Source organism: Limnohabitans sp. (genome assembly GCF_031538885.1).
GTDB lineage: Bacteria > Pseudomonadota > Gammaproteobacteria > Burkholderiales > Burkholderiaceae_C > Limnohabitans.
This window is the reverse complement of sequence record NZ_JAVKLW010000111.1, coordinates 1-10,191: the sequence shown is the minus strand read 5'-3', so window position 1 is coordinate 10,191 and position 10,191 is coordinate 1. Positions and strand designations below refer to the sequence as shown.

Here is a 10,191-nt window from a genome sequence, read left to right as displayed (position 1 = left end):
TAGGGCGCTATAATGACAGGCTTTTCAGCGTGTCGCAGGCCGGGTGGCTTAGCGCGTGTCTCAAACGTTGAAAAAATTTCCACCCGAAGGATTCATCATGGTCGTCATCCGACTTTCACGCGGCGGTTCTAAAGCCCGTCCATTTTTTAACATTGTTGTAGCCGACAAGCGCGATCGTCGCGACGGCCGCTTTATCGAACGCATTGGTTTTTACAACCCCATCGCCAAAGGTCAAACCGAAAGCTTGCGCGTTGCGCAGGACCGCTTGACCCACTGGACCAGTGTGGGTGCACAGTGCTCACCTACCGTGATTCGTTTGGTCAAGCAAGCGGCTGCTAAAACGGCTGCTTAATTGACAAAGGCATGGCAATGACGCCCGGCCTTGAGTCCGCAGAACTTCCTGCGGACGCTATCGAAGTCGGGCGCATTGCAGATGCTTGGGGCATCAAAGGCTGGTTCAAGGTCTTGCCCTACAGCGCTTCTCCGGAAGCGCTTTTTTCTTCCAAGCGCTGGTTTTTACAACCCGCTGAACGTGGTGCCAAGACATTTGTGGGCACCGTGCTTTTGAAAATTCAAGAAGCCAAAGAACACTCAGATTCTGTTGTGGCTACGGCCCAAGAGGTGCCTGACCGCAATGCAGCAGAACTGCTCAAAGGCGCACGTATTTTTGTCTCGCGTGCGAGCTTTCCGACTCCCGCGACAGATGAGTATTACTGGGTTGACCTGATCGGTTTGGATGTGGTTAACCGCGAAGGCGTCGCATTAGGCGTTGTTCGTGAGCTCTTGCACACAGGCCCACAAACCGTGTTGGTGCTTGCTTATGAGGAAGAAGGTGAGGCCCAAGAGCGCATGATTCCTTTTGTCTCCGTCTACATCGATACGGTTGACTTGGCCGCACGACGCATCACCGCTGACTGGCAGCCCGATTACTGACGCATCCGCCCGAGGCATTGCCGTGCGTTTTGACATCATCACTCTGTTTCCTGAACTGTTTGAGCCTTTTCTTAAAATTGGCGTGACTCGCCGCGCTTATGCGGCTGGCTTGGTGGTCGTGCATTTATGGAACCCCCGTGACTACGCAGAAGGCAACTACCGCCGTGTCGATGACCGCCCATTTGGGGGTGGCCCTGGCATGGTCATGATGGCCGAACCGCTGACCGTTTGTCTGAGTGCCATTCGTGCGGACCGTGGCCAAGGCCGTGATGTCGCGCCCTTGGTGTTGTTCTCCCCTGTTGGGGAGACGCTGCACCATGCGGCAGTGCAGCGCTGGTCAGACAGTCAAGGTGCGGTCTTGCTGTGTGGCCGTTACGAGGGTATTGACCAACGTTTCATTGATACCTACGTCGATTTGCAAATCAGCTTGGGCGATTTTGTGCTGTCTGGGGGCGAATTGGCCGCCATGGCCCTGCTCGATGCTGTGGCCCGTTTGCAGCCGGGTGTCTTGAACGATGAAGGTAGCCATCAACTCGACAGCTTCAATCCCGCTTTGGACGGTTTGCTCGATTGCCCGCACTACACCCGTCCCGAACAATGGCAAGGGCAGGGTGTCCCTGCCGCGCTGATGTCTGGTCATCATGTGAACATCGAACGCTGGCGCCGTGACCAACGTTTGCTGCTGACTGCTCGGCTGCGCCCAGAGTTGATTGAGGCAGCCCGCGCAGCAGCCCAGCTCTCCCCGCAAGATGAGGCAGTTTTGAAGGCCTAAACTTCGCTATAATAGTGGGCTTTTCGATCCTCTGGTCGGCCGCTTTGGACGAGGTGTTCTGCATTTGAACGCTACGCTCTAGGGCCTTTTGTGTAGCGCGACCAAGATCTTTAGAGGAAAACATGAACCTGATCCAAACCCTTGAGGCAGAAGAAATTGCTCGCCTCGGCAAAACAATCCCCGAATTCGCACCTGGCGACACCGTCATTGTGAGCGTCAACGTGGTTGAAGGCACACGCAAGCGTTTGCAAGCTTACGAAGGAGTGGTCATTGCGAAACGCAACCGTGGCCTCAACAGCGGCTTCACTGTGCGCAAAATATCTAGCGGCGAAGGCGTGGAGCGTACGTTCCAAACATACAGCCCACTGATCGCCAGCATCGAAGTCAAGCGTCGCGGTGATGTGCGTCGTGCTAAGTTGTACTACTTGCGTGACCGTAGCGGCAAGTCTGCCCGTATCAAAGAAAAATTGGTCAGCAAATCAGCCGCTGCTTCTAAAGCCGCTGCCGCCGCCAAATAAGCTGACACTGGTCAGCACACAAGCCACCCGAGTGAAAACTTGTGGTGGCTTTTTTCATGCCCAAACTTCCCATTTTTGATCCTCAACAAGTCCCCGTGTTTCAAGTGGACCACCACTTGGAGGCGGTGCCTGCCCAGCGCTTGACGCCGCAGGCTTTGCAAGCGCGGTTTGCTCATCCACCGATTTGGCAGCCTGAGCTGGTGCGAGAGCGCAAGTTCATGGATCGCAGCCCCACCCAAGCGGCTGTGTTGCTAGGGTTGGTGATGCGTGACGAACCCACGGTGTTGCTGACCCAACGTTCTGCGCACATGACGACACATCCGAACCAAATTGCCTTTGCCGGTGGCAAATGCGACGAAGGAGATGCCGATGCCGTTGCCACTGCTTTGCGTGAAGCGCAAGAGGAGGTTGGGCTGGATGCGCACCATGTGCAAGTGCTGGGCACATTGCCCAAATACGTCACAGGTTCTGCGTTCCATGTCACCCCTGTGGTGGCCTTGATCTCCCCCCACATGACGTTGCAACGCAACACCCATGAGGTTGCCGCTGCGTTTGAAGTCCCCCTAGCGTTTTTGATGAACCCTGCTCATCACCGATGGCATCGCTACGTTCACGAAGGAGCGACCCGCGAATGGCTGTCCATACCTTACCAAGATGGCGATGAGCTGCGTTTTGTGTGGGGGGCAACAGCTGGCATGCTGCGTAACTTTTACCGTTTCTTGCGTGCCTGAGGCCGCAAAACACCCAGCACGGGCCGCTATCATCACCCCATGAGTTTTCTTTCCCTGCTCCTTGCGCTGTTGATTGAACAAGCACGTCCTTTGGTGCGCGGCAATTGGGTGCATCGCACGGTGCGCGCATGGACTTTGTGGATCAGCCGAACTTTGGATGCAGGGCATCCACGTTTGGCATGGTCCACATGGTCCTTGGCTGTGGGTGTGCCAGTTGTCATCGCTGCGGTCTTGCATTGGGTATTGATGGCCGTCTTTGGCTGGCCTGTTGCAATGGTGTGGAGCATTGCCGTGCTGTACGTCACCTTGGGGTTTCGGCAGTTCAGCCACCACTTCACCGATATTCGTGATGCTTTGGATGTTGGTGATGAACGTCTTGCACGTGAACTGTTGGCTGAATGGCAGCATGTGGAAGTTGGTAGCTTGCCACGTAGCGAATTACTCCGCCATGTCATTGAGCATTCGGTACTCTCGGCTCATCACCATGTGTTTGGTGTCTTGGCTTGGTTTTCAATCTTGGCAGCCTTGGGGTTTGGCCCTGCTGGAGCCGTGATTTACTGTATGAGTGAGATGGTCTCGCGTGCTTGGCAGTCCTCACCCAAAGCATCCAAAGGATGGGTCAGTGATGCTTTACAAAATGCCGCATGCGATGCGTGGCACCGTCTCGATTGGTTGTCGGCACGCTTGACGGCTGTGGCGTTTGCTGTGGTTGGGAATTTTGAAGAAGCCATTGATTGCTGGCGTCATCACGCACAGCGCTTCCCAGATGACAACGATGGCGTGGTGCTGGCTGCTACTGCCGGTGCGCTGAATGTGCGTTTGGGCGGTGAGGCCTTACGCGCACAGTCTGATGACGAGACACAAGACAGCGAAAGCACCCCTGGCCGCACACCTGAGATGGCCCACCTTTCCAGCGTGGTGGGTTTGGTTTGGCGCAGCGTTGTGCTTTGGATGGTGTTGTTGGCCTTGCTGACGTTGGCCCGTTTGCTCGGCTAAAAAACTGAAGCTACGTCAGTAGTTCACAGGCTGCGTCAGCTCGGTAAACAAAATGCCGTACAACTTGTAACGAGACGGACTGATCTCGCCAGCTTTGACCGCATCATGCACGCCACACGAAGGCTCGTGCAAATGCGTGCAGTTGTAAAACTTGCAGTTCGTCACATGTGGTTTGAAGTCAGGCATGTAGGCCGCTAACTGCATCGCATCAATGTGATGCACGCCAAATTCTTGAAAACCGGGGGAGTCAATCAAACCTGTTGTTCGCTCGGCATCTACCCAGTGCCACGTGGTCGATGTGGTGGTGTGTTTGCCTGAGTTCAAGGCTTGAGAAATCTCTGCTGTGGCCACATTCGCGTTGGGTACCAATGCATTGATGAGCGTGCTTTTGCCGGTGCCTGAAGGACCAAGCACCAAAGTGGTCTTGTGCTTCAAGCGCTCTGGTAAATCGGCCAAATCACCTGCTTTGAATGCGCCTTGAAGTACGGTGTAGCCCATCTTCACGTAAGGCACGAGGCGCGCCAGTGCGCGTGCAAATGGTTCGACCAAGTCACGCTTGTTCAACGCGATGATGGGCTTGATGTGCTCAGCCTCTGCGGCAATCAAAGCCCGTGTCAATTGCATTTCAGAGAACTCAGGTTCAGCCGCGAGCAGGATCAGCACTTGGTCTAAATTCGCTGCAAATGACTTGGTACGAATCTCATCCTGCCGGTAAAACAAATTGTGACGTGGCTCAACCTTTTCTATGGTGCCTTCGTCGGTGCTGGCCAGCCATTGCACACGGTCACCCACCACCACTTGGCTTTTCTTGCCACGTGGGTGGCAAATGCGACGCTCACCATCGGGTGTCTCCACCACGCAATGTCGTCCGTGGCTGGCCACCACCAAGCCAGTTTGCTTCATGCGGACATGCGCGCCAAACGTTGTGAGGCGGGTGGGTGTGAGTAATAAAACGCCACATACCAAGGGTCTGGCGTCAGCGTCGAGGCGTTGTCTTGGTAGAGCTTGAGCAGCGCATTTGCGAGTGCTTGGCCATCGCTATTGGCCACCGCATAGGCGTCCGCTTCAAACTCAAATTGGCGTGAGCGGCGAGCCGACAAAGGCGACACAAAGAACGTGAACAAAGGCAACACCAACATGAACAGCAACAAAGCCAATGCACTGTTGTTGCCATCTAAATTCGGCATCACGCCCAAGCCCGTATAAAACCAAATTTTCTGAGACACCCAACCTAGCAAAGCTAGTCCAACCAAACTGGTGGCAAAGCTGGTCAGCATCATTTTCAAAATATGGCGATGCTTGAAATGACCCAGCTCATGCGCTAGCACTGCCTCCATCTCATCGCCATTGAGTTGGGCCAATAGGGTGTCAAAAAACACCACTCGCTTGGCCGCGCCAAAACCTGTGAAAAATGCGTTTGAATGTGCGGAGCGGCGACTGCCATCTATCACAAAAAAACCTTTTGCGGTGAAGCCTGAGCGCTTCATCAGTGCGGTCACCCGTTCTTTCAGTGTGGCATCTTCGAGTGGTGTGAATTTATTGAACAGAGGCATGATGACGTTAGGTGCAATCCACATCACGAACAACTGGTATGTCACCAATGCGGCCCATGTGTAGAGCCACCACATCGGCCCGCCCGCCGCCATCAGCCAGAGCACCAGCCACAAAATTGGCAAGCCCAGCACCATGCCCACCACCAACCCCTTGAGCATGTCGCTCACCCACAGCTTTGGCGTTGTGTGATTGAAACCAAAACGTTGTTCAATCCCAAAGGTTTGATACAAAGAAAGGGGCAGGCCAATCAACCCTCCTATCAAGGTGAAGCTCGCCACCAACGCGACTTGCTGCGTCATACCGGTTCCCAGCCACTCCAAAGTCATTTGATTCAATGCATCTAAGCCGCCCAACAAAGTCCAGCAGATCAAGGTCACCGCATCCAAACCCAGGTCCATCACACCCACGCGTGCTTTAGCCAGTGTGTAGTCCGCTGCTTTGTGATGGGCATCTAAGCTGATGGTGTGTGCAAAAGCAGCGGGTACTTGTGCGCGGTGCTGCGCCACATGGCGCACCTGACGGCTGTTGAGCCACAGTTTGATCAGCAAGTTGGCGACCAGTACGGCAGCCAGTGTCAAAGTCATCGCGAGGAAAGGGGTCATCATGGAGGAGGAGTTTAGATGAAGCGGCCTTTGTGTGATGCGCGACAATCTAGCCCATGTTTGAAGCTCTTACCCCACCCATGCCCTCTGCGGCCACCAAGCTGGCCAAGTCTGATCTGAACTTGGTATGGCTTGACTGTGAAATGTCTGGTCTCGACCCCGAGCGTGAGCGTTTGCTGGAAATCGCTGTGATCGTCACCAACCCTGATTTGTCTGTGCGCATTGAAGGCCCCGTATTTGTGATTCACCAAAGCGATGAGTTGCTGAGCAAAATGGACGCATGGAACAAAGGTACACATGGCAAAAGCGGCTTGATTGACAAAGTCAAAACCTCTAGCGTGACTGAGGAACAAGCCCAAGAACAACTGATTGCCTTCATGAAACAGTATGTGTCCAAAGGTGTCTCGCCCATGTGTGGCAACACCGTTGGCCAAGACCGCCGCTTTTTGAACAAATATATGCCCAAGCTCGAAGGCTGGTTTCACTACCGCAACGTGGATGTGAGCACACTCAAAGAGTTGTCACGCCGCTGGAAGCCTGAAGTGTTGCATGCCTTTAAAAAAGCTCAAAAACACACGGCACTGGCTGATGTGCATGAGTCCATCGATGAGATGATTCATTACCGTGAACACTTCTTGAAGTTGTGATTATAAATTCGGCGCAGTGAAGTCTTCAGCCCGCCGTAATCGCCCTCATGTTCTGACTATGAGGCAAAGAAGAAGCAAGATTTCAAACATTGGAGCAGCTGCACGAGCGGCGCAAGCAAGTCGTCAAAGCGATGTCTGCAAAGTGGCCCGTATGCCGCATGATGGTGGCGCGTTCGCTGCTTAGATTTTTCAGCGACGACGGCGGTATAGCGTCACATCTTCGTTGTTGTCGGAGGGGCGACGGATGGTGCGTACACGTGTCCATTCGTTCAAACGAATCACACGATCTAGGTCTGGACGTAAATCGTTATCGACCAACAGCCAAGGGCAGTTGTTTTGCTGTGCTATCGGGGTGGTTTCTAACGCTCTCACCTCAAAGCCACCGTGGTAGTGGAACGCAGTCATTTGACCCACATCCAAACCATAGCCGAGCAAGCAAACCTTGTGTGCTTGGCTGGCGTCTTCTTTGGTCATCACGTCTTGGATTTGTTGCACCCAAGGTTTGTAGCTACGCGCAAAGTCGAGCAGTGGTAGCCACAGCGTCAGTAGTAGCAACCAACATAGGGCTGCACCACCCGCTGGCAGCACCAGGCTTTTCCATAGCGCCTGACGGTGTTTGGCCGTGCGCCAAACCACCAACCAAACCCAGAGCGCGGTGGCGATCAATGCCGTGATGAAGGCGAACCAGCCAAAGCTTGGCTCAAAGCCGGGTGCCAAGCGGGCCACGTTTGCGGCGGGTTGTGCAGGCCAGCCGGTTTGCATGGCAATCCAAATGACCCAAATGATGAAGGCGCAACCCGAAAAGAAGAGCAGGGTAAACCAATCAATCAATGCAGCCACGCTGCGACGCAGGGTGGGCAGCGCAAAGGCGGCTAGGGTGGCGAGCTCAGGCAGGGCCAAGAGCAAGGTTTGGTCAGAGGAGCGCGTCAGCATCGCTGTGATGACGGTCAACGCGGTGAACCACATAGGGAGCACCAAATGACGGCTCCAGTGCAGGGAGGTCCATTGGCGACGCCAGCGCCAAAGCGTCCAAATCGCCAAGGGCCAAGCCGGCCATGTGAACCAAGCCAGCAAGCGCAACAGCGCGCGCCATGCTTGCCAATCGTTGTGCAGTGGCAGCAAGCGCCAATGCCAGACATCGAGAGCCGTGGCCAAGGCGCTGACAGCCAAGCTCATGACCAGCAGCCACAGCGCATGTTGACGGCCTGTGCGTGGCGGTGTGCTTTGACGATCCAGCAAGCACAAAACTCCACTCCCGACGGCCATCAGCACGGCGAAGCTGGGTGCACCACTCAAGCACAAACCGAACAAGCCCAGGCTCAAGGCGATCAAGCTGTAGCGAGGGTGATAAGGCAGCGCAGCTATGCCATAAAACGCACAGCTCACAAACGCCAGCTGAGTCAAGATAGGACTGGCTTCGTGGGATAGCAAGGTCAGGCCTAGACAGGCGATGAGCGCTAAGACGGCACCGTCGGCAATCGTGCGGGCGTAGTCTTTGGGCTTGGCTTCACCGCCAAAGGCGAAGGGCACAGGTTGCGCTTGTGGGCTCAAGGCCAAGTAATACGCCCCATGCCATGTGCTTGCCAAGGTCAGGCCTAAGAGCAAGGCAAATGGAATGCGTGTGGCCAGTCCCGCAGACATCCAGTGGGGCGCGATTTGTATGGCCCAAGCGCCCAGCCAATAGGGCAGCAAGGCGTCAAGCTCGGGGGCTTGTCCCCAGACGCTGGGGTTGAACCAATCGCTGGCCCCTTCAGCAAGCGCCAGCATGTGGCCAAAGGCCGTGAACTCGTTGCCTTTCCAAGGCTCGCGCCCAAACAAGCCTGGCAGGACGTAGGCGGCGCAGAACAACCAAAGCGCAACACGCGGCAAGCGGCGCACAGCACTTTGAGGAACGATGGCGGGGGTGGGTTGGGTCACAGCTTTGAAATAAAAAAGGCAGCGCGGAGGGCCGGGCTGCCTTTTGAGAGAAGTAAGCGAGTGGCTTACTTGGCGACAGTTTTGCCGTACTTGTTGCGGAAGCGCTCGACGCGGCCACCCATGTTGTCCACAGACTTCTGTGTGCCGGTGTAGAAGGGGTGTGACTCGCTGGTGGTATCGAGCTTGTACAACGGCAATTCACGGCCGTCTTCCATCTTGATCATTTCTTTTGTGCTAGCGCATGAGCGTGTCACAAACTTGAAACCGTTAGACATGTCCATGAAACAGATTTCACGGTAGTTGGGGTGAATGCCTTCTTTCATCGCTTTTCCTTGAGCAACTGCGGTAGCCACGCCGACCTATTTCAACGCACTTTCCACAAAACGCATCATTATGCCATGAAACATGGCTCTTTTACCGCAGCGTGCCTAATGCAAAAGGCAGGCTGAGCATGCCCAAAAGGGTGGAGAGTGTGACCAGGCCAGCCACAAAAGCGCCGTTGTAGCCCATGCGGGCGGCCAATACATAGCAGCTCGATGCGGTGGGCAAGGCTGCAAAGGCGAGTAGCACCGTGGTTTGTGTGGTGTCCAACTCGAACACATGTGCCAAGCACCAGGCCAACACTGGGGTGATGAGGTGGCGCACGGTCAGCAATGAGATGGCAAGGCTTTTCGCTTTCATCAAGTGCCCCATCTGCATGCCCGCGCCCGCAGCCATGAGGCCTAGCGCGAGGGATGCTGAGCCAATGCGCTGCAAGGTGGGCTCTGTCCAGCTTGGGATGTGTAAGCCAACGACGTTGGCGCTCAGCCCAAGGCCTGTGGCCAAGATCAAGGGGTTGCGGAGCAACTCGCGGACAAAGCTGCGTTGAGCTTGGCGGGCCATGGACCATACCGCCGCCACATTGAACAAGGGCACACACACACCAATCAACACCGCAATGAGCAGCAAGGCTTGGGGGCCTGCAATGCGTTCGGCCAAGGCCAGTGCGATGAACGAGTTGAAGCGAAATGCGACTTGGGCGCTGGCGGCATGTAAGCGCGTGTCCACATGCTTGCGCAACAGCGGCAGCTTAGGGATGGCATAGGACAAGCCAATGCTGCTGAGGCCTAGAACCAACCCCGCCATGATGAGGTGTGAGGCGGCTTGCAAATCCAAAGGCGTGCGTGCGATGGAGTGAAACAGCAAGACAGGGAAAAGAAAGAAGTACACCAAGCTCTCGACCTGCTCCCAAACGGTGCGGTTGAGTGCGGTGTATTTGCAAACCAAATAACCACAAAGAATGAGCGAAAAGTCGGGGAAGAGGAGTTGGGCGTAATTCACACAAGGAGAATACCGCACTTGAATCCTGGTCTGCGCGCAATGCGTTTAGGATACAAATACTGACCTTACCCCTGAAAAACGTACTCCTTAGCTGATAGGTAAAAATCAGTTTTAGGAGAGAGAAATGAGCGATTCGATACGACGGGCGCGGTACACACTGGAATTCAAGCTGGAGGCCGTCAGGCTGGTCAAAGGCGGCGG

At 55.1% G+C, this 10,191-nt stretch carries 12 protein-coding genes; 7 read left to right on the top strand and 5 right to left on the bottom strand.

What is annotated here, in order from left to right; all coding sequences use genetic code 11:
- The first annotated feature begins 97 nt into the window (after positions 1 to 97).
- From rpsP to RMS03_RS08975, 6 genes are all read left to right on the top strand, one after another.
- Positions 98 to 352, top strand: a complete 255-nt coding sequence (gene rpsP / locus RMS03_RS09000) for a 30S ribosomal protein S16 (RefSeq protein ID WP_310626739.1) — start codon at positions 98 to 100, stop codon at positions 350 to 352.
- An 11-nt stretch (positions 353 to 363) separates the two neighbouring features.
- Complete coding sequence (rimM, locus tag RMS03_RS08995) at positions 364 to 933, top strand: ribosome maturation factor RimM (RefSeq protein ID WP_405023522.1); 570 nt, start codon at positions 364 to 366, stop codon at positions 931 to 933.
- A 22-nt stretch (positions 934 to 955) separates the two neighbouring features.
- A complete protein-coding gene (gene trmD / locus RMS03_RS08990; RefSeq protein WP_310626735.1) occupies positions 956 to 1,705 on the top strand; it encodes a tRNA (guanosine(37)-N1)-methyltransferase TrmD in 750 nt (249 codons plus the stop codon).
- Positions 1,706 to 1,827: 122 nt separating this feature from the next.
- Complete coding sequence (rplS, locus tag RMS03_RS08985; RefSeq protein WP_310626734.1) at positions 1,828 to 2,223, top strand: 50S ribosomal protein L19; 396 nt, start codon at positions 1,828 to 1,830, stop codon at positions 2,221 to 2,223.
- 56 nt (positions 2,224 to 2,279) lie between these two features.
- The gene (locus RMS03_RS08980; protein ID WP_310626733.1) at positions 2,280 to 2,954 is read left to right on the top strand and encodes a CoA pyrophosphatase; all 675 of its coding nucleotides are present in this window, start codon (positions 2,280 to 2,282) and stop codon (positions 2,952 to 2,954) included.
- A gap of 39 nt (positions 2,955 to 2,993) precedes the next feature.
- Positions 2,994 to 3,950: a CobD/CbiB family protein gene (locus RMS03_RS08975; protein ID WP_310626732.1), complete on the top strand. Its 957-nt coding sequence runs from the start codon at positions 2,994 to 2,996 to the stop codon at positions 3,948 to 3,950.
- 15 nt (positions 3,951 to 3,965) lie between these two features.
- On the opposite strand, the gene rsgA is transcribed toward RMS03_RS08975, so the two are convergent.
- Both rsgA and RMS03_RS08965 read right to left on the bottom strand, forming a co-directional pair.
- Positions 3,966 to 4,853, bottom strand: coding sequence for a ribosome small subunit-dependent GTPase A (gene rsgA / locus RMS03_RS08970; RefSeq protein ID WP_310626731.1), 888 nt, complete (start codon positions 4,851 to 4,853; stop codon positions 3,966 to 3,968).
- Positions 4,850 to 6,109, bottom strand: a complete 1,260-nt coding sequence (locus tag RMS03_RS08965) for a M48 family metallopeptidase (protein ID WP_405023521.1) — start codon at positions 6,107 to 6,109, stop codon at positions 4,850 to 4,852. Before RMS03_RS08965 ends, rsgA begins: the two co-directional genes overlap by 4 nt.
- Before the next feature lie 53 nt (positions 6,110 to 6,162).
- Between RMS03_RS08965 and orn the strand changes: the two genes are divergently transcribed.
- A complete protein-coding gene (gene orn / locus RMS03_RS08960) occupies positions 6,163 to 6,753 on the top strand; it encodes an oligoribonuclease (RefSeq protein WP_405023520.1) in 591 nt (196 codons plus the stop codon).
- A gap of 189 nt (positions 6,754 to 6,942) precedes the next feature.
- Here the strand turns inward: orn and RMS03_RS08955 are convergent, their stop codons facing one another.
- The 3 genes from RMS03_RS08955 to RMS03_RS08945 all read right to left on the bottom strand — a co-directional run bounded on the left by RMS03_RS08955 (position 6,943) and on the right by RMS03_RS08945 (position 9,990).
- Positions 6,943 to 8,670 carry a hypothetical protein gene (locus RMS03_RS08955; RefSeq protein WP_310626730.1) on the bottom strand — a complete coding sequence of 576 codons (1,728 nt, stop codon included), beginning with the start codon at positions 8,668 to 8,670 and terminating at the stop codon, positions 6,943 to 6,945.
- 65 nt (positions 8,671 to 8,735) lie between these two features.
- Positions 8,736 to 8,993, bottom strand: coding sequence for a type B 50S ribosomal protein L31 (locus RMS03_RS08950; RefSeq protein WP_310626729.1), 258 nt, complete (start codon positions 8,991 to 8,993; stop codon positions 8,736 to 8,738).
- A gap of 91 nt (positions 8,994 to 9,084) precedes the next feature.
- Positions 9,085 to 9,990, bottom strand: a complete 906-nt coding sequence (locus tag RMS03_RS08945) for an AEC family transporter (protein ID WP_310626728.1) — start codon at positions 9,988 to 9,990, stop codon at positions 9,085 to 9,087.
- Positions 9,991 to 10,191 lie beyond the last annotated feature (201 nt).

Bases quoted from the DNA above. Each gene is read 5' to 3' on its own strand.
- rplS (WP_310626734.1), top strand. From the start codon at position 1,828: ATGAACCTGATCCAAACCCTTGAGGCAGAAGAAATTGCTCGCCTCGGC.
- rsgA (WP_310626731.1), bottom strand. From the start codon at position 4,853: ATGAAGCAAACTGGCTTGGTGGTGGCCAGCCACGGACGACATTGCGTG.
- RMS03_RS08980 (WP_310626733.1), top strand. From the start codon at position 2,280: ATGCCCAAACTTCCCATTTTTGATCCTCAACAAGTCCCCGTGTTTCAA.
- RMS03_RS08950 (WP_310626729.1), bottom strand. From the start codon at position 8,993: ATGAAAGAAGGCATTCACCCCAACTACCGTGAAATCTGTTTCATGGAC.
- RMS03_RS08965 (WP_405023521.1), bottom strand. From the start codon at position 6,109: ATGATGACCCCTTTCCTCGCGATGACTTTGACACTGGCTGCCGTACTG.
- orn (WP_405023520.1), top strand. From the start codon at position 6,163: ATGTTTGAAGCTCTTACCCCACCCATGCCCTCTGCGGCCACCAAGCTG.
- rpsP (WP_310626739.1), top strand. From the start codon at position 98: ATGGTCGTCATCCGACTTTCACGCGGCGGTTCTAAAGCCCGTCCATTT.
- rimM (WP_405023522.1), top strand. From the start codon at position 364: ATGGCAATGACGCCCGGCCTTGAGTCCGCAGAACTTCCTGCGGACGCT.
- RMS03_RS08975 (WP_310626732.1), top strand. From the start codon at position 2,994: ATGAGTTTTCTTTCCCTGCTCCTTGCGCTGTTGATTGAACAAGCACGT.